This is a genomic window from Dolichospermum circinale AWQC131C, assembly GCF_000426905.1.
GTDB lineage: Bacteria > Cyanobacteriota > Cyanobacteriia > Cyanobacteriales > Nostocaceae > Dolichospermum > Dolichospermum circinale.
Window position 1 is genome coordinate 5,946 of the sequence record NZ_KE384632.1, and the last position, 19,310, is coordinate 25,255.

The following is a 19,310-nucleotide window of genomic DNA, read 5'->3' on the forward strand; positions in this document are numbered from 1 at the left end:
GGTGATTATAGCCTTAATTAGTGGAGTAGTCAAACTATTTGGTTTCTTCCCTACCAGTAAAATTTGAAAACCCTAATGGAATAAAATAGTCTTCTGGGAGGGTAGTTTTTATTACAAAAAGCCAGTAATAAAAAACACAATATTGTTAATAACTTTGTTGGGTTACGTTGTCGCTTAACCCAACCTACAATTATCACAAAACGCAAAAAAACCGCGAAAAATTTTATTTTTAGATATTGACAAAGGATTTTAAATATGTTATCCTTATTTTGATAAGGAAGAACTATCTTAAAGAGTGCGGAGTACAGAGTTAGAGAGTGGGGAGTATGAAGAAGAGGATGAAGAAGATAACCCCGCACCCCGCACCATGTTGTAGAGCGGGCAAAATACCCGCTAGAATCATACAAATTAAATGCAGTACAGCTTAATGATTCATGTAAGGATCTATACTGCCAACTTCAAATTCACAGGCTCTAGAAATGGTTTCTGGGGGTAATTCATCAAAACTAATTAATGATAAATGATTGGGATTATTGATTAATTCCTGGGCTAATAAATAACCAGTAATTGTCCAAGTTTGATATTTTCTCGCTTGTTTACCAATTAATCTCCCTTTTTTACCATCATAATATTCTGGCCATTCATCTTCACTGAGTCGAGATTTAGCAATTTCAATGGCTTTTTGTGCTAATTCTGGTTTTTTGGTTTTTACCGCTGCTGCTGCTAACATCCACATTAAAACAGGCCAACTTCCGGCATTATGATATGACCAGGGAATATTTTTTGGATCACACCCTGTTACTACTCGATATTCTTCACCTTGTAAAGCAGGATAACAGATTTTAATAGGCATATCTCCTACTAAATCCTCCCATCTTTTTTCAATCAAATTCATAATTGCTTCAGACTGTTCTTCTGTAGCAAGATCAGAAATTACAGCCATTAAATTTCCGAGAGTGAAAAAACGAGTATCCATTTGTGATGGTCCAACATTTCCCGCAAAATAACCCCCTTTTCTGGGTAGCCATTTATCCAAATCATAATAAGGTAAAGAATCTGCATAAATATTGAAAAGATTAACCGCAGCTTTACCGTATTCTTCCCCTTTAAACCGATAAATTGCATTCAAACGATGAATATCTATCCAATAATGCTGACGAAGATGACCACATAATAAAGGTAAACGGTTATCAATGGCTTCAATAATATCTTGATTACCTTGGCAAATTAGCAGTTCTCGCGCTGCACGTAAAGCCGCAAAAAACAGAACTTGAATTTCTAAAGGATGTCCATAAATACCCATGCGTCTATCTATCATACACGCGCCGTCGGGAACTAATAGAGTTGGGTACATATCAAAACGATTAGCCAAACAGATATCCATAATTAACCTAATTCCTGTTTGGAATTGAGGTTGATAAGCTAAAGATGAATCATTGGTAGCGACTACATAAGCCCGCAATAAAATCAACCACCATAAACAAGAATCAACTGGTGTCACCCTAGCAATAGCGTGTTCACCAAAATCAGCTTCTAAAAATTCTTCCCCATTGGCAGAAACGACTTTAAAACTGGCTGGAATTAGACCTCTACCGGGTTTATAGGCATCTAACGCTTTTTCTTGAGGCTGTAACTTTAATGTTTCTTCTAGGAAGTTTTTGACAATATCTGTTCTACCTTTAATCAGAAAAATTAACGCCGAAGAAACGAAATCTCGAATAAAACATTGGTCATAATTTAGTGCTTCTACGGATGAATCATAAGCCGCTACAGTACCTACAGGCTGACCTTTATAATAGAGAATTGAATTCTCTAATACTTGCCATGCTTCATTTTCTATATTTTGACTTGTCTCTAATTTATTTAGTTGCATTTCCAGACTAACTCCATTTAGATAGTAGATTTTTCGGGAGTAGATACACCTTTAATTATTGTTTATGCCATTTTCATCATAACTTTGAAATAGCAAATATCAATCCAGTCAAAATACTAAAACTTAGTCAATGTAAAAACCTAACTGCACAGTATTTAGCAGTTTTCTTAACTTCTGAAAATACACCTCATTCCGTGTATTAGAATCACAGAATTTTAGTATACATACTTGATCAGGAATTTGCTATTGAAATCAAAAAAAATATTATTCCCCTACAACTTAACAATTTATAACGTTTTTTGAAAATATGCAACATAAACAATTCACAAAAATTCAAAAAAACTCAAAAAAATCAGAAAATTCAAAAAATCTAGTTATTAATACTGATAAAGCTATCTTTCTTTGATAGACTGTGAAAAAATCAAGTTTATAGGGCAAAATTCCCAAATTTCCACTGATTTTATGATCAATTATGTGTGTTTAATTGCTGCTGAAACTTTTGATATGCCTGATTAACTGCTTGCATGGCAGTTTTAGCACTAACAGAACTGTTAATATCAGGATGATATAATTTAGCTAATCTCAGATAGGCCAGTTTGACATCTTTGGGGTGAGTTTTCGGTTCTACGCCTAAAATTTCCCACCATTCCCCAATTAATGGTAAATTATCGCTGCTGTCAAGTTGCCAAATCTTGATAGTCCCACTTTGATCAACACTAATCAGCATTGTACCATCTAGACTAAAAACTAGAGGACTAAAACCAGAAATAGTTGCCAATAATGCCCCAGTTTGAAAATTCCAAAGTTTGATAATTCCCTCTTGACTACTACTAGCAACAATTTTACCATCTGGGTGAATAGCAATAGCAGAAATAGCCGTTGAGTGGATTTTCAGAGTCCGGTATAATTCCCCTGTATGAAGATGCCACAGTTTAATTGTACTATCTGTACTACCACTAATAAAAGTTTGATTATCGGGAGTAATTGCTAATGTATTTACTGCTGCTAAATGCTGATTAATAATATAACGGTTTTCCCCAGTTTGTAAATTCCAAATTCTGATAGTTTTATCAGCACTTCCACTAACAAGGATTGTAGAATCAGAACTAATAGCAATAGCTAAAACTGCATCTGTGTGTCCATTTAAAGTCCGTTTAATTGTTCCTGTAGAACTTTGCCAAATTCTGATGGTTTTATCCCCACTAGCACTAGCAATAATATTACCATTAGGACTATAAACAAGTGCATTGATAAACCCATTATGGCTATAGGGAGAAGTTAAATAAGAGAATGTGCGATGATATTTTTTTGTTTCTAATTCCCAACTACTGATTTTCCGATCTATAGTACCACTAATTACCTGTTTTCCGTCGGGACTAATAGCCACAGATAACACAGCTTCCCCTTGTCCAGAAAAAATATAAAGACATTTGCCAGTTTGCAAATTCCATAAATTAACTTGTCTGTCATTACTACCACTCACCAAAGTTTTATTATCAGGATGAATAGCTACACTATTCACCCTAGCTGTGTGTCCTTTCAGAGTTTTTACACATTGCCAATTTCCCATTATTTGAGAAGCCATAGTTAATATTTTTTGGGGTTCATTTTTTGCAGTTTCACTATTTATCTTCGCCTTTAATTTTTCTAACTCATCATCAATTTCTAAGTCCGTAAATTTGCCATTAAGATCATCACCAGATAACTCTAGTAACGCTGCAAGATAATGATCATTATAATAATCATTTTGTAAAATTTTCTCTTCCATACGTTCAAAAAGCTGCATAGGGGTTTCTTGACATTCAGAATCATTTAATAGTTTAGCCACACCATAAGCAGCAAGTCCTAAAACTGCACCAATTCCCGCCATGGGTACAGTACCAATACCGAACGCTAACCCAACTTTAGGCGCGACAAATCCCATATTACCGATCATATTAGAAATCCCAAAACCACTCATAGCACCAATACCCATTGCACTAAAAGCTACTGTATCCCCTGTTCTCATTCCCTCAAAAGCACCATAAGCAGCAGCGCCAATAACAGCACCCGCAGCCGTTACAGAAGCCTCACCTATTCCTAGACCACCAAAGCGTCCAACTATTCCCATACCACCCACAGTGGAGGAAATAGTTGCACCTGTTAACGTTCCTGTAGTAATAAATATTGCACCTGGTTGGGATATTGGTTTCATAGGATGTAACCGGAAACTTGATTTTTACGTAAGGGTAATTTATATTTATAAATTACAGCATCTCTCCTACTTTACGCCTCTGGTGGTTCATTTACCCGAAAATCCCTCTCACTCTCGTGTCGTTTTGTTTTGTGTAAGTCCTGAGATAAGTAAGTGAACGGAAAAAAACCGACACAAGTAACGAAAAGTAAAGTTGCCCAAAACCTGTTCCCTGTTCACTGTTCCCTTGCCCCAACGACAATTTTTAACGCCAACCTACTTACATAAAATATGCCATTTTGATGACGAAATATTAAGGAATATTGTATTTTGTATGAAAACCCCAGGCTAAGGGGGAAGGCCAGCTAAAAGTCCGTGATAGGATACTTTGGGAAAATATTGATAATTGGGAGAAAACCTTTGACACTACGAGTTGCTGTTGTTGGTTCTGGACCTGCGGGTTCATGCGCTGCTGAAACTCTAGCGAAAGCTGGAATCGAAACATACTTGTTTGAGCGGAAATTAGATAACGCCAAACCTTGTGGGGGCGCTATTCCCCTCTGTATGGTGAATGAGTTTGATTTACCTCCAGAAATCATTGACCGTCGGGTACGGAAAATGAAAATGATTTCTCCCTCTAATCGTGAGGTTGATATCAATTTGATAAATGAAGATGAATATATAGGAATGTGCCGCCGAGAAGTGCTAGATGGTTTCTTACGAAACCGGGCGGCCAAATTAGGCGCGAATTTAATTAACGCCACTGTTCATAAAGTTGATATTCCTGGGAACAATACCGACCCCTATACCATCCATTATGTTGACCATACAGGAGACGGGTCCCAGGGCGTGACTAAAAGCCTCAAAGTGGATTTAATCGTTGGTGCGGACGGCGCAAATTCCCGCATTGCTAAGGATATGGATGCTGGAGATTATAATTATGCGATCGCTTTCCAAGAACGCATTCGTCTTCCCCAAGATAAAATGGCCTATTATAATGACCTGGCAGAAATGTATGTTGGTGACGACGTTTCTACCGACTTCTACGCTTGGGTATTTCCCAAATATGATCACGTAGCAGTAGGTACTGGCACAATGCAAATTAACAAAGCCAGCATTAAACAATTACAAGCAGGTATTCGGGCCCGTGCTTCCGAAAAACTAGCCGGTGGTAAAATCATCAAAGTAGAAGCCCACCCCATACCAGAACACCCCCGTCCCCGTCGCGTTGTCGGACGCATTGCTTTAGTAGGAGACGCTGCTGGTTATGTCACCAAATCCTCCGGTGAAGGTATTTACTTTGCGGCCAAATCTGGGAGAATGTGTGCAGAAACTATTGTCGAAACTTCCAACAATGGAGCGCGAATTCCCACAGAACGAGATTTAAAACTTTACCTCAAACGTTGGGATAAGAAATACGGACTCACTTATAAGGTATTAGACATTTTACAAACCGTCTTCTATCGTTCCGACGCTACCCGGGAAGCATTTGTAGAAATGTGTGATGATATGGACGTACAAAAGCTAACTTTTGACAGTTATCTTTATAAAACCGTAGTCCCCGCTAACCCCTTTACCCAATTAAAAATTACCGCCAAAACCATTGGTAGTTTAATTCGTGGTAACGCCCTTGCACCCTAAATATAGGAAATCAGAAGCCAGAAATTTATTTCTGGGCTTCTTTTTTTGGATTTGAAACTGATGATGAAATGGTATTCTAGTGTCGAAAAACTTTCATCACTTAACCCAGGTTTAATGACTTTGCAAAGTTTTTGATGGTGACTCACCAAACATTTCCTGATAATGCTTAACAAAATATGCAGCATTCCCAAATCCCCACTCCTGAGCCACCTCCATCACTGTTTTTGTATTCGGGTTAGGATTAATTAAAGCGCGACGTACCCCATTGAGCCGTTGAATTTTGATATAGGCCATGGGACTGATACCAAAAACTTCCTCAAATCCAGAACATAAGGCAGTACTGCTAGTTCCTAATTCGTTACATAGTTTTTGTAGTGTTAAAGGTTTATCTTTATAGGACTTAGAAATTTCTTCCGCTTTCTTAACCAGGGAATAACGACGGAAGGGTTTTAATGTGCGTGGTTTTTTTTGGGCGTTCCTACCAAAGGTATTAATTAGCAATGGCAAAAAATCTTCCATTATTAATGATTGCATCTGTGATTCCATTAATAATGATGGTTGAGTATTGAATATACTAACGATTTCTTGATAGAAAGCCCTGATAGGTCGCAATGATGCAGGGTGTAAACGCATAGTATTGTGCTTGAGAGCTTTTTCTCCCTGTTCATATCCCATTTGTTCGTATAAGGTATGAAAAACCCGCGCATTTACACTAGCTGTTACTAGATGAACGTCTTTGCTAACAACTACATCTACTTCCCTAGTAGCATCAAAACCAAATATATCATGGTTTTGAATAACGCAACCGTGAGAGCTTACTTGTGTCAACTTGGGTTGAAATGCCAACGCAAAGCCAATATGATCAGTAGATTTCGTACCAATGGCTTTAGTAGATTGATTTTGATGCAGGTGAGTAAACTTCAAATCTCCAAAGTCTGCAAAATTAAGGGTTCCTAGAAAGCCTCCTGGGCTTAATTGACTACCTTCTTTGATATTTAGCTGTTTTATCGCCTGTGCAAATTTATATCCATCATTAAACTGACGACTAAAAACCAGTGAATTACCATGAAGATTCTGTTGAGACATAGATTTACATATTTTACACCTCCTATAATACTATAACTCCCAGATTCCCGATTTTGTAGAGAAGTCAGGTTTGAAAGCATTTGATTATTGCAAATGACCTCGCAAAGTTTTTGATGGTAACTCACCAAACATTTCCCTATAATCCTTAGCAAAATGTGAAGCATTCCAAAATCCCCACTCCTGAGCCACCTCCATCACTGTTTTTATATTTGGATCTGCATTCATTAAAGCGCGGCGTACCCCGTTGAGCCGTTGAATTTTGATATAAGCCACGGGACTGATACCAAAAACTTCCTGAAACCCGCAACATAAGGCACTACTGCTAGTTTCTAATTCCTCACATAGTTTTTGTAGTGTTAAAGGTTTATCTCTATAGGATTTAGAAACTTCTTCTGCTTTCCTGATCAGGGAATAACGACGGAATGGTCTTAATATACGTTGTTTTTTTTGAGCGTTATTACCGAAAGTATTAATTAGTAATGGTAAAAAATCTTCTATTATTAATGATTGTATCTGTGATTGTATCAATAATGATGGTTGGGTACTCAATATATGAGTAATTTGTTGATAGTAAGCCTTGAGAGGTCGCAATGACGAGGGGTGTAAACTCAGAGCATTATTTTGGAGAACCTTTTGTCCCATTTCGTATCCCATTTGTTCGTATAAAGTATAAAAAGCCCGCGCATTCACACTAGCCATGACCAGATGAACATCTTTGCTGACAACTACATCTACTTCCCTAGTTGAATCGAAACCAAATATATCATATTTTCCAACAGCACAACCATGAGAGCTTATTTGTATCAACTTGGGGTGAAATGCCAACACAAAGGAGATATGATCAGTAGATTTCATGCCAGTGGCTTGAGCCACTTGATTTTGATATACGTGAGTAAACTTCAAATCTCCAAAGTCCGCAAAATTAAGCGTTCCTAGAAAGCCTCCTGGGCTTAATTGATTACCTTCTTTGATATTTAGAGGTTTTATGGCTTGTACAAACCTATCTAGGTCATTAAACTGGTGAGTCACCACCTGAGAATTGCCAAGGGGATGTTGTTCAGACATAGATTAGGAGATTAATGCTGAGTAATTTAAAGTGAGATGTAGTTTAAGTGAGTATAAAATAGATAAATTTAATTATATGACTAATAATGGCTTTTTTTACACAGTAAAAAGTGTGTATTTTCCAATACTCATTCGCAAGATGCAGATGAAAACTGGTGTAAATTGTATACTTATACTAAGTATAATGTCCGTACCACTTAGCGGCATGAAGGGTTACTTGTTTTGTAAAAGAAGATATTGATTAACATCAGTATTTTCTATCTGAATGAGGAAATAGTTATATCATAACATAGATTAGGGGTTTAAAACCAAGTAATTTAACGTGAGATGTAGTTTAAGAGGGTATAAACCAAATAAATTCATTTATATGACTAATAATGGCTTTTTTTACTTATATGAAAAAGTGGGAATTTTGGAATGTTCATAGATAATAAATGGCTATATAATCCATACGGATGACGGTTAATTTGTATATTGCGTAACGTAAGTCATGAATTTTTTTTAACACAAGGACAACTAAGATTATGGCTAACCAATTTGAATGGCAATTTGATTTTCGTAACTTTAACAAAAATGAAATGCAAGTCCAGGTGCGTCACACAGGTTGTGTATTAACATCCCAGGACGATAGAGATTCTAGTTATTGGAAACACCAAGTACCCTATTGTCCTACAGGGGGGGCTGAAGGATTATATAGACCGGGTAATTACGTAGTAGAGTTTGACAAGTGGTGGCCTGTAATCAAGAACGGGCTGAAACTAATTGGTGATTTAGGAATATTCTTTGTTGTACAGTCACCAAAAACCGATGATGTCATTGAGGCAATTTCTAATGTTTTTGCCGTAGACGGGGATGTAGTTGAGGCTTGTATTAAAAAGATGAGTAACGATGAGATAGCGCAAATGCTAAGAACTTGTTACAAATCCGTCGATAAAACCTGTATAAATAACCTCATGAATCCGACCGTTATTCGTCAAATGGCTAAAGACATGAATCTAGATCCGAAAGCTTGGGGAATTATCAGCGGGAAAACCTACAGAGACCATATCTGGAACAACAATAGTCCCGTGATCAATAACCATGGTTGGAGTGTATTTCGTGCTTGGGGAGACAAGGCAAAACACCGCTTTTTGATTGCCGAAGGCTGTTTTATTGACAAGGGACGACTGATTTATCCTTGTGATGATACTGATTACCCCAAACATGGAAATACGTTCTGGAACTTTTGGAGTCGTGACTTTCACAGATATTAAAATCAATTTTTGCTACAGTTTTTTTGTCCAACACCGTGCGATCGCTTAATGATTGATAATTATAGAATTGACAAGATTAAAACAGAAAATTACTTAGCAATTATCCGTCAACCATTACCAACCTCAACTAAATAACTAGTAATTTGAGTAACCACGATTATGGCTGACAAATTTGAATGGCAATTCCATTTTCATAACTTTAACGAACATAATCTGCACGTGCGAGTGCATCATGAGTCTGGCACAAAAGATCCTTGGCATGATGGTCGCCCTGGTTGTTGGGAATATAATTTACCCTATTCTCCCACAGGTAGCCCTGAAGGGGTATATAAACCCGGTAAATGGGTGACAAACTTTCGTGACTGGTGGGATATCATCAAGGACGGGCTAAAACTAAATTTAGATTTAGGAATATTTTTGACTGTGCCTAAACCAAAAATTGATGATATAGTTAATGTAGTATCCAATGTTTTTGGCATCGAAAGGGACATCATTGAGGCTTTGATTCAGGATATGAACGACGAGGAGATACAGCAAATGCTAAATACTGCTGATCAATCTGTCGAGCAAACCTGTAAAGATAATTATATGAATCCTGCTATTGTTCAACAAATGGCTAAAGACATGAACCTCGACCCCAACGCTTGGGGAATTATCGCAGGAACAACCTATAGATACTATATTTGGCATAATAATAGTCCTCTAGTTAATAATCATGGTTGGAGTGTATTTCGTGGTAGAGGACCAAAAAAAACAGACAAGAACAACTTGTTTATAGCTGAAGCCTGTTTCATTGAGAAAGGACGCCTAATTTATCCTTGTGATGTTTATCCTTGTGACGGAGGTGATCACCCTAAATACGGAAATACCTTCTGGCAATTTTGGAGTGGTTACTATAAACACTATCAAAATATTTCTTTTGGAAATCTTATGGTAATTGACTATTAAGGATTAAAGGCAAAAGACCATGATCACTTTTTCAGCAGACTCTAACTAGTTTGTTGAGTTTGTGTTTCTACCTTCTGGCCAATTTTCGGTTCTGTACCCGCAATTAATCGCTCAATATTACTGCGATGACGGATAATTATATATAAACCTCCAGCAAGACCGAGAATAATGTAGGCTAAAGGTTGATGAAAAATTATCATAAAAATAGAAACAGCCACAGCCCCAGAAATAGAACTTAAAGAAACAATTTTAGAAATAGCAATGACGACAGCAAAAACTGCCAATGTTGATAATCCTACTTGCCAATTTATAGCTAATAAAATTCCCACACCAGTAGCTACAGACTTACCACCTGTAAAGCCGAGAAAGACTGATTTACTATGTCCTAAAAGGGCAGCTAACCCGGCTAAAGTGACTAAATAAGGTTGCCAAATTTCGATATTTACAGTTGGTGGTATTGGTATTAAATTACTAACAGGAGCAATTTTAAATAAAGCGTAAACTAGATTTATTGCTAATACTCCCTTCAAAGCATCAATTAATAAGACAAATGCTCCTGGACCTTTACCTAAAGTGCGTAAAACATTAGTTGCACCAGTTGAACCAGAACCAACTTCTCGAATATCAATACCTTTTAATAGCTTACCCGCTAGATATCCAGTTGGAAAAGAACCAAATAAGTAAGCTAATAAAACCACCACAGCACACAAAGTTAACCACATAAACATAAAATAAATTTGTCAGTTGTTAGTTGTTAGTTGTTAGTTGTTCGTTGTTCGTTGTTCGTTGTCAGTTGTCAGTTGTCAGTTACTACACAATTTTATAATAGGCTACAAAGAATTATAAAATCTATTAATTCATTCATATTTATTTGCGTTTATCTACGGTCAATAGTTATTAAAATCTTATTCTATAACTGCAATATGAAACGCAATTTAGAATCGCCATAGTTAGTATTAATTTAGACCGTTCAAACAACCACTGACAACTGACAACTGACCAATAACTAACTAAAAATCATCATCAAAATCCCTATCTTTCATAGTTTTCGGGTCAGGAGCAAAAGCCAACCACAAAGGAAATTGTAGCAAACCTAGACTAATTTGTTCCTCAGAATCATCAATAATAATTAAAGGCATTTCATTGGCTTTAACTAATCTATCAGCTTTCTGAGCCAAAGCAGTCGGTGCTTCAAATAATACCACACCTCTATCCGGTCCAAAATCAGAACGACCAATGCCCAAACAATCTTGTAAACCGCGTCGCCATTCGCCTAAGCGTTCCGGTGTGTTAGCTAAAATCAAAGTTCGTAAGCGATCGCCATATAGTTCATGTAATATGGAAATTGCAGATGAAGCAATTAAAATATTTTGTAAGCGGCTACCCATTGTCCGCAAAGCGCCTCGTCCCCCCAGGGTAAATAGCCAATTTGAGAGTTTTTCCGCGTGAATTGGTTCAAAAGTGCGGCGTAACTGCCAAGGTGGTCCATAATAGTCTGGTTGGTTGCGATATTGGTCAAGTAAGCGGCGGATTTTTTTCGTAGTATCCTGAAACTGCTGTTGTCCCAGTTGTGGGACTTCTAACTTTTCCTTAACTGATTTTACTTCCTTGGGTGCAGGCTTTTCCTGTTCCTTCACAGGTTGCAAAAGCTGCATTTGTTCTGCTGCTGCTGCCAAATCCTGTAAACTACCTGTAAGATAGTCCTTAAAACCCTGTACCCGAATTGCTATATCTTGAGATGTACCAGCAAAACTAGTTCGCATTTCATTGCGAATTCGTTCTTGACGACGTTCTAATTGTTCTACAGAAATTTGTAAAGCTTGTTTGCGTTGTTCTAACTGTGATAAAGATTCTTGAACAACCTGGGAAAGTGCGGTTTGAGTTACACTTATTTGCGTCTGAAGAGTTTTATATGTAAGTTCCAATTGCTCAATTTCCGCTTTTAAGTCAGATTTAACTTGCTGCAATTGGTTTACTTGTGCCGTCGCTTGTGTATTTAATAAATTTAAGTTTTCCGTTGTTAATGTTTTTGGGTCAATAGTATCTGAATTAAAAGCAATTTCTGGTGTTGATACTTCAGCTTCTAATTCTAAATCAGTAGTTAGGCTTGCTGGTGGTTCATTTTCAGGAGGTTGAACTGCTATTTGTTCTAACCACTCGTCTATTGGCTCTGGAGTTTGGGATTCTTCTATACTCATAAATAATCATCTAAATTTTCAGTCTTAGTAAATTGAAACATATAATTCCATCAAAAAATTATTACCTTTGCGTCTTTGCTCCTTTGCGCCTTGGCGCGAAACAAAATTAATATAATTAAATTGATTAGTCTAATCAATTCGTGGACAACGTTGTTCCAAGCAAGATTTTAAGGTTTTAGGGTCAAATAAAATTGGTAAAAAGTGAATACTGTTAATTTCCTTAAAATATAACAAAATAGGTACAGGATGCCAAAATATCCGCCAATTTTGCCATTCTTGGTAAGGAAAACGACGAATTAACTTTTCTCCTCTATACAGATCGAAATCAGTAGCAGTAAATTTAAACTTGAGTGTTACAGCTTGCAACATCAAAAACAAACCCAATAGCGTTAATATAGCTCCTATCCAGGGTTGTATTAACAGCATAGGAATAGCACCAATGACCAAAACAACAGGAATATTGTAACTTGGTTGTAATTCTACCGTGGAAATGACGTTAGGCGTGAATGAACTGGTCAAAATCTGTTCTCCTTTATATAATTGACATTAACTGTTGATTAATTCTGTTCCCTGCAAATTATGCTGAACCCTGAAACATCATCCAAGAGAGAAAGAAGTTACTAATAAATATAACTAATAAAGCGGTGACAACAGCAGTTGTAGTTGATTGTCCCACACCTTTAGCGCCTCCAGTGGTTGTTAGACCCCAACTACAGCCGATAATAGCAATTAAGACCCCAAAACAAGAGGCTTTAATCATAGCCTTGCCAATATCCCACATATCGAGAAAGTCACGGGCTGAGTCTAGGAATACCGTATCTGACAGGTTATAAATACGGGTAGCTATTAACAAACCTCCAGACATTCCTGTCACCAAGGATAACAAAGTTAAAATAGGCAGCATAATGAAGCAAGCCAAAAGACGGGGAATAACGAGATAATCAATGGGATCTGTTTTTAACATTAATAGCGCGTCTATCTGTTCTGTAACTTTCATAGTTCCAATTTCAGCCGCAAAAGCCGAACCCACTCGTCCTGCTAAAATTACTGCTGTTAATACCGGAGTCAGTTCCCTAGTCAATGCTACCGCTAAAACCCCACCAACAAGGTTTCCCGCGCCAAAATTAATAAACTCCCTTGCGACTTGAATTGTAAATACTGCACCCACAAATATAGCCGTTAACAAAGCAATAAAGAAAGAATCTGGACCAACTATTGCTAATTGTTCTAGGGTATTGCGACGGTGAATTTTGCCCCGGAGAAGGTGAACCAAGACTTGTCCACCTAGAAAAATCGCGGCCAACAATCGCTGACTCCATGATTCTAAACTGGATTTAGCCATATATATCTAAAATAGTAAATGCTGATATAGTGTAACGCAGTATTGTCAAGGATGCTGTGAGTTACAGATTTTATCAATCACACACGCTAAAATACTATAATACTGGAGGTAAAGATTCTAGGGCAGAGAAACCCTAGCCAGGTCACGTCTCTAGAAGGGTTTCCGGCCACTTTTCTACAAGCAAAGTATGAGATTATTAACTTAGGTTACAGCTTTTCTCATAAAATTAAGCAGGTTTTTAGAGAGTTTTTACTGCCAGTTAACTGCACACTGAGATGTATTTCCTTGTGATTTCAAGGTTTTAGAGATTTTAAACATCAAAAAATAGCTAATGCACTTGGGATAACTATCACCCGTGTAATTTAATGAAAACTTAAGATTCTTGACGAAATCAAGATTTAGGAGCGATCGCCAGTATTGTAGAAAGTAGCGGATAAAATTGTTTGTGGGCTTTGCTCCTTTGCGACTCTGTGGGAAACATAATTCATGCAGTGATTATGCAAAACCAATTTTCGCCGTTTACTCCAGTTACACACTAACCTGGTCTGACAATGAACTTTTTCCGTTCCCTGGTCTTAACCACCGTTTTTAGTTTTATTGCCCCCATATTCCTATTTGGTGGTATACTTTTGGTTCTCTCAATTTTTAGTTACATTCCTGGGCTACAGGGGGTGATTTCCGATATCTCAGTGCAAATTATACATTTTCTGGATACTTTTGGTAGTGGTAGTTCCCTGAACGGACTATTGATAATTAGTTTGACCTGTGGCTTTGTCGGGGCTTTGTTTGACACTTACGTTTATTATCGTTATCAAATCCTCCATACTGACTCTTAAAACTAAATAACCCATCAAGTTAGGTGTAAAAATGACACAATTACAAAACAAGTAATATAACTTGTGAAATGTGGCTAAATATTTGTATTTTTGTTAAAAGTTATTGGATTTGTGCCGAGAACTTGTATTTTTGATGTCAATTATTGTTAATAATATTGACAATTGTTAAAATTTGCTTCTCGTACTTTCAAGATACCAAATAAAACTACACACAAAATCTAAAAATTTCCTTAAGCTTTTCCAGGGTGGCTGATTTGGCGACTTTTATCGGCAATAAAGAGGTAAAAAGGATATTTATTGTTAGTTTTACCTGGTTGTAATTGCCAATTCTGCTTAGTTTGAGTAAGTTAAGCCCGTGAGATTAAGCCTCTTTGGTTCTATATTAAAGATATTGAGAAGATGAAAAAGTTATTTGATTGCTCATGATTTGGCCATTTAAGCCCAACTTGCGAAAACAAATTGCACGGATTGAAGTTAGCGGTGCGATCGCTGGTGCAACCCGTAGACACGTACTAGAAGCATTGAAAACTGTAGAAGAAAGGAAATTTCCGGCCTTACTGCTACGCATTGATAGTCCTGGGGGTACAGTGGGGGACTCTCAAGAAATCTACAGTGCTTTGAAAAGATTGAGTAAAAAAACCAAAATTGTCGCCAGTTTTGGCAACATTTCCGCCTCTGGTGGCGTTTATATTGGTATGGGTGCAGAACATATTATGGCGAACCCAGGGACAATTACAGGGAGTATTGGCGTAATTTTGCGGGGTAACAACCTGGAGGTATTACTGGAAAAAATTGGTGTTTCCTTTAAAGTGATTAAATCAGGGCCATACAAAGATATATTAGCTTTTGATCGGCAACTAACAGAACCGGAGCAAACTATTTTGCAAGAATTGATTGATTATAGCTATCAACAATTTGTAGAAACAGTAGCCCAGGCGCGTTCACTGTCTGTAGAAAAAGTCAGAAGCTTTGCTGACGGTCGAATTTTCACCGGACAGCAGGCCTTAGAATTAGGTGTGGTGGACCGTTTAGGGACAGAAGAGGATGCAAGACGTTGGACAGCGGAATTAGTAGGACTTGATCCGGAAAAAACTCTTTGCTATACGCTAGAGGAGCGAAAACCATTATTGAGTCGTGTATTACCGGGAAACCGTCAAGCTAAATCTGTTATTGGTGCGGGAATTGATTGGTTAGAATTTGAAATGTCTACAAATGGTTTACCCATGTGGTTATACCGCCCATAGTAAAGTTAATAGTCAGTGGTCAATTGACAACTGACAAATAAAAAAGGAGGATTTTGGTAGTGAAATGGCAAATGCGAGCAATTCGTGGTGCAACAACTGTTGCAGAAAACAGCATTGAAGCAATTAGAGAGTCAGTGACAGAATTATTAGATGAATTAGAACAAAGAAATAAATTGCAACCGGAGGATATGATTAGTGTGACTTTTTCTGTGACCAAGGATTTAGATGCTATTTTCCCAGCAGCGATCGCTCGCAGTCGGCCTTTGTGGGATAATATGGCCATGTTAGATGTGCAACAAATGCACGTAGAAGGAAGTTTACCGCGTTGTATTCGCTTTCTCATTCACGCCCATTTACCAATTTCCCAGCCAATTCACCATATTTATTTACGTCAAGCGGCTAAACTACGTCCAGATTGGAGTTTACCCCAAACGTTACAAACTACACAGCACGTCATGGAGACAAAAGTTTAAAATTAGTAGGTCAATAATATTATGTCAAAGTTAGCACTCAATGAGCTATGACGGTGGTGACGCGGCTGCTCAACCTGCTGCTATTGGTGGGAGTATTTTCACCTATCGAGGAACGGGTATATGTATAAAACTAGATACTTTTTTGAATATTCTTGCCAAAGGTGAAGAGCCTCTTGTAATTGTCACAAGTACAGGTTATTTCACAAAAATATATAAATATGTGACAGCGTACAAAGGGTTTGTATTTTTTACAGAGTCCTTGGATAAGTTGGAGTTTGGTAGTAATATTGAGGTGATTTACGCCCATAATTTAAGTACGAGTATTTGAAGTGACAACTGTTATTAATTTGATGAATCCAAGCATTTAAAAACTGGTTGACAAACTGTTATTACAGCACCCAATAAACCTAAAATATGTGTGAAAAAATCTCAGACAAAACTATCTTAATTATGTCCACAATTATGTCCACAATTTCTGCAATTTTGGACTATGAATTATAGCAGGGAACAGGGAACATGGAACAGGGAACAGAGGTAAAAGTCCTTCTGTGTATAGTTTTTGGTTAAATTCTCTATCTCATTCAAGTGCATACCGCTTTATCAATTATCAATTGTGAATTAAGCCTTTAGAGTTATTCACCTATAATAATCATCATTAATAAATACCTTTTTTTCAGACATAAATACAGTAATTATGTCCTAACTCTTAGATCAAACCACTTGATTATCTAAAATTAATTAGTAAAAATATAAATAAGTCTAACATCTTGTAGGCTCTCTTGGTGACAACTTAACCTTATCCAATGTCCAAAGTCCGCGTGAGCGGACTTTTTTATTTATCCTGATATCCTCTAGATTTTTATCTCAGTTTTTAACCTTTCAATTTGTTGAGTAAAGTATGATTCTTGATATTTAAGTTGTTGGGCTATTTCTAATCCTTTCGCAAATGCTGTTAATGCTTTTGCGTATTCTCGACGTTCTAAATACAAGTTACCAATTTGATCATAAGCCGACATTAACCCATAAAAATTATTAGCTAATGTTTCTGCTTCGATAAGAATTTGGCTAGTTTCTAAAGCTGCGGTAATTTGTTTTTGTAAGCGATAAAAAGCAATTAATTTATTTAATGCTTCTCCAGCCCTAGCGTACTGTTCTAATTTCCATGCAATAGTATAAGCTTCTTGATAATTATCAAAAGCCTGTTGTCTGAAATTCGGGTTTTCTTTAGCTAGAAATTCATAATTTGCAGCTATAGCTAATTTCCAAGTTGGAACTTGAGTCAAATTCTGTTCATTAGTAGAAATTTCCACTAATTTATTGAATATATCTATTGCGGCTTGGTGTTGTTTTCCTTGAGTGTAGATATAAGCTAACTGTTGTAAATATACTAATTCATTAGTTTTATCACCTTGATTAATTGCCAAATTTAACAACCTTTGGTAAACATTAGCAGCTTGATTATAATCAAACCAACTTAAATGTAATTCACCAATATTCTTTAAAGTTTCTATTTCTGCAAATGAATCTTGTTGCTGTTTTACTAAAGTCATAATTTGTTCATAAGATGATATTGCTAATTTATAAAGACGAAGTTTTTGATAAGCATTAGCCAGAGATTTCCATAATTGTAAATCGGTGCTTTTTTGTTTTAGCATATCGCTTTGAATTACTTGCAATCGCTGACTAATATATTGCACCTCTTCCCGTTCATTTTCATTCACAGAAATTTCTCCTACCCGTGATAAAGCTTCCACTTCAGCCAATGGACCTAAAAACCGTCTTAATCTTAATTCACGATTCCAAATCTCAAAAGCTTTCTTATTATCTTCTCCTTGTAATATCTCCTGTGCTTCTTGATTTAACTCATCTAAATCCGTCTTTAATTTTTGTAATTCTACTGGTGTTAATTCCCGTTTATTTGCTAAATTTGGTAATAGTGGGTCTGGAGTAGTTATTTCCAAAGGACTGGGAGGAAATTTATCCAAATTTTCAAATTTTTTATCCTTTGCTAGGGTGCTAAAAATAGACAAATGCCAGAAAATAAGAGTAGTAATGATCAAAATAAAACGTTGTAACATGATAAGTTTGCCTTTCTTGGATTAATTTAAGCGTGGTACTGATGATATAGCCGATAAATAAAGAATACAATTTAGGTTATAATCAAATATAAAGTTTTACAAGTATTCTGGCTCGGTAACTCCCGATTACTGATTCCTTTTTTTATGCACATGAGTAAAATAATTCCTGCCATTAGTATCAAAAACTTTAGTTTTTACTACGACAAGAAAAAAATTCTTGACAATATATCCATGGATATTCCGCAAAATAAAATCATTGCTATTATTGGACCTAGTGGTTGTGGTAAGTCTACCTTTTTAAAATCTCTGAACCGCATGAATGACCTAGAGGGAGAAGTGAAAACGGAAGGGAGAATAGAATTTTTTGGGCAAAATATTTATGAACGACGAATTAATCTTCATCGTCTGCGTCGTCAAATTAGTACAATCTACTCTACACCTAATCTTTTCCCTATTAGCATTTATGATAATATTGCTTACGGTGTAAAATTAACAGGATGGCGACCAAAATCAGAATTAGATGATATTGTTGAGTTAGCTCTGAAAGCTGCCGATATTTGGGAAGAAGTCAAAAATAAGCTACATAAATCCGCTTTAGAACTAGGTTGTGGACAACAACAACGTCTGTGTATTGCTCGCGCTTTGGCCGTCAAACCCCAAGTTATGCTCATGGATGAACTTTGTTGTGGACTTGATACCATGAACACCATGAAAATTCAAGAACTAATTGAGTGTTTGCGTTCTGAACTGACAATTATATTTATCTCTCACAATATGCACCAAGTCTCTCGACTTGCAGATTTTACAGCCCTGTTTGAATATAATGAAAATCATATTGGTCAATTAAGAGAATTTGCACCCACCAAAAAAATCTTGACTCAATATATAGATTATCGAGTCCGTGATTATGTTGGCAGTTATTCAAGATATTAAGTCAATTTTTGAGAAATTTACAGCAGTTCCTAATATTAAAATTTGAAAATTTGCAGATATTAATGATAAAAATCTTGTGGTGCGGGCATCTTGCCCGCTAAATATGTACCTCATAACATCGGGAAGTGCTGTAATGATAAAAATCTTGTGGTGCGGGCATCTTGCCC

18 protein-coding genes are annotated in these 19,310 nt (G+C 36.7%); 9 read left to right on the forward strand and 9 right to left on the reverse strand.

The genetic code is table 11. The features are described 5' to 3' along the window. Nucleotides 1-424: 424 nt before the first annotated feature. Entirely contained in the window at nucleotides 425-1,873 is a 1,449-nt protein-coding gene (locus ACIR131C_RS0116435) for a glycoside hydrolase 100 family protein (RefSeq protein ID WP_028091083.1), read from the reverse strand. 466 nt (nucleotides 1,874-2,339) lie between these two features. After that, nucleotides 2,340-4,067 carry a DnaJ domain-containing protein gene (locus tag ACIR131C_RS0116440; protein WP_028091084.1) on the reverse strand — a complete coding sequence of 576 codons (1,728 nt, stop codon included), beginning with the start codon at nucleotides 4,065-4,067 and terminating at the stop codon, nucleotides 2,340-2,342. Nucleotides 4,068-4,466: 399 nt separating this feature from the next. On the opposite strand from ACIR131C_RS0116440, the gene chlP reads away from it, so the two are divergent. After that, the gene (chlP, locus tag ACIR131C_RS0116445; protein WP_028083134.1) at nucleotides 4,467-5,687 is read left to right on the forward strand and encodes a geranylgeranyl reductase; all 1,221 of its coding nucleotides are present in this window, start codon (nucleotides 4,467-4,469) and stop codon (nucleotides 5,685-5,687) included. Between the two features lie 111 nt (nucleotides 5,688-5,798). Here chlP and ACIR131C_RS23980 read toward each other — a convergent pair whose 3' ends face one another. Together ACIR131C_RS23980 and ACIR131C_RS23985 are read right to left on the reverse strand one after the other, a co-directional pair. After that, nucleotides 5,799-6,773, reverse strand: coding sequence for a helix-turn-helix domain-containing protein (locus ACIR131C_RS23980; protein ID WP_051347596.1), 975 nt, complete (start codon nucleotides 6,771-6,773; stop codon nucleotides 5,799-5,801). An 84-nt stretch (nucleotides 6,774-6,857) separates the two neighbouring features. After that, a complete protein-coding gene (locus ACIR131C_RS23985) occupies nucleotides 6,858-7,838 on the reverse strand; it encodes a helix-turn-helix domain-containing protein (RefSeq protein ID WP_028091085.1) in 981 nt (326 codons plus the stop codon). Nucleotides 7,839-8,362: 524 nt separating this feature from the next. Between ACIR131C_RS23985 and ACIR131C_RS0116460 the strand changes: the two genes are divergently transcribed. The 3 genes from ACIR131C_RS0116460 to ACIR131C_RS0116465 are packed head-to-tail and all read left to right on the forward strand — an operon-like array spanning nucleotide 8,363 to nucleotide 10,039. Further along, nucleotides 8,363-9,091: a hypothetical protein gene (locus ACIR131C_RS0116460; protein ID WP_028091086.1), complete on the forward strand. Its 729-nt coding sequence runs from the start codon at nucleotides 8,363-8,365 to the stop codon at nucleotides 9,089-9,091. A gap of 9 nt (nucleotides 9,092-9,100) precedes the next feature. Further along, nucleotides 9,101-9,226, forward strand: coding sequence for a hypothetical protein (locus tag ACIR131C_RS27110; RefSeq protein WP_269208343.1), 126 nt, complete (start codon nucleotides 9,101-9,103; stop codon nucleotides 9,224-9,226). Nucleotides 9,227-9,250: 24 nt separating this feature from the next. Beyond that, on the forward strand, nucleotides 9,251-10,039 hold the full coding sequence (locus ACIR131C_RS0116465; protein WP_028091087.1) for a hypothetical protein: 789 nt from the start codon (nucleotides 9,251-9,253) through the stop codon (nucleotides 10,037-10,039). A gap of 41 nt (nucleotides 10,040-10,080) precedes the next feature. Here ACIR131C_RS0116465 and plsY read toward each other — a convergent pair whose 3' ends face one another. The 4 genes from plsY to ACIR131C_RS0116485 all read right to left on the reverse strand — a co-directional run bounded on the left by plsY (nucleotide 10,081) and on the right by ACIR131C_RS0116485 (nucleotide 13,579). After that, a complete protein-coding gene (plsY, locus tag ACIR131C_RS0116470; RefSeq protein ID WP_028091088.1) occupies nucleotides 10,081-10,767 on the reverse strand; it encodes a glycerol-3-phosphate 1-O-acyltransferase PlsY in 687 nt (228 codons plus the stop codon). Nucleotides 10,768-11,049: 282 nt separating this feature from the next. Continuing rightward, a complete protein-coding gene (locus ACIR131C_RS0116475) occupies nucleotides 11,050-12,237 on the reverse strand; it encodes a DUF3086 domain-containing protein (RefSeq protein ID WP_028091089.1) in 1,188 nt (395 codons plus the stop codon). 129 nt (nucleotides 12,238-12,366) lie between these two features. Then, entirely contained in the window at nucleotides 12,367-12,756 is a 390-nt protein-coding gene (locus ACIR131C_RS0116480; RefSeq protein WP_028083140.1) for a DUF3119 family protein, read from the reverse strand. A 58-nt stretch (nucleotides 12,757-12,814) separates the two neighbouring features. After that, nucleotides 12,815-13,579, reverse strand: a complete 765-nt coding sequence (locus tag ACIR131C_RS0116485; protein ID WP_028091090.1) for an MlaE family lipid ABC transporter permease subunit — start codon at nucleotides 13,577-13,579, stop codon at nucleotides 12,815-12,817. Between the two features lie 551 nt (nucleotides 13,580-14,130). On the opposite strand from ACIR131C_RS0116485, the gene ACIR131C_RS24750 reads away from it, so the two are divergent. The 4 genes from ACIR131C_RS24750 to ACIR131C_RS0116500 all read left to right on the forward strand — a co-directional run bounded on the left by ACIR131C_RS24750 (nucleotide 14,131) and on the right by ACIR131C_RS0116500 (nucleotide 16,460). Then, nucleotides 14,131-14,415 carry a hypothetical protein gene (locus tag ACIR131C_RS24750; RefSeq protein ID WP_071604967.1) on the forward strand — a complete coding sequence of 95 codons (285 nt, stop codon included), beginning with the start codon at nucleotides 14,131-14,133 and terminating at the stop codon, nucleotides 14,413-14,415. A 422-nt stretch (nucleotides 14,416-14,837) separates the two neighbouring features. Next, nucleotides 14,838-15,659, forward strand: coding sequence for a signal peptide peptidase SppA (sppA, locus tag ACIR131C_RS0116490; RefSeq protein ID WP_028091091.1), 822 nt, complete (start codon nucleotides 14,838-14,840; stop codon nucleotides 15,657-15,659). A gap of 59 nt (nucleotides 15,660-15,718) precedes the next feature. Then, the gene (aroH, locus tag ACIR131C_RS0116495; RefSeq protein WP_028091092.1) at nucleotides 15,719-16,132 is read left to right on the forward strand and encodes a chorismate mutase; all 414 of its coding nucleotides are present in this window, start codon (nucleotides 15,719-15,721) and stop codon (nucleotides 16,130-16,132) included. Between the two features lie 40 nt (nucleotides 16,133-16,172). Further along, a complete protein-coding gene (locus ACIR131C_RS0116500) occupies nucleotides 16,173-16,460 on the forward strand; it encodes a hypothetical protein (RefSeq protein WP_028091093.1) in 288 nt (95 codons plus the stop codon). A gap of 523 nt (nucleotides 16,461-16,983) precedes the next feature. Here ACIR131C_RS0116500 and ACIR131C_RS0116505 read toward each other — a convergent pair. After that, nucleotides 16,984-18,210, reverse strand: a complete 1,227-nt coding sequence (locus tag ACIR131C_RS0116505; RefSeq protein ID WP_028091094.1) for a tetratricopeptide repeat protein — start codon at nucleotides 18,208-18,210, stop codon at nucleotides 16,984-16,986. Between the two features lie 150 nt (nucleotides 18,211-18,360). On the opposite strand from ACIR131C_RS0116505, the gene ACIR131C_RS0116510 reads away from it, so the two are divergent. Next, entirely contained in the window at nucleotides 18,361-19,143 is a 783-nt protein-coding gene (locus ACIR131C_RS0116510; protein ID WP_028083146.1) for a phosphate ABC transporter ATP-binding protein, read from the forward strand. Nucleotides 19,144-19,310 lie beyond the last annotated feature (167 nt).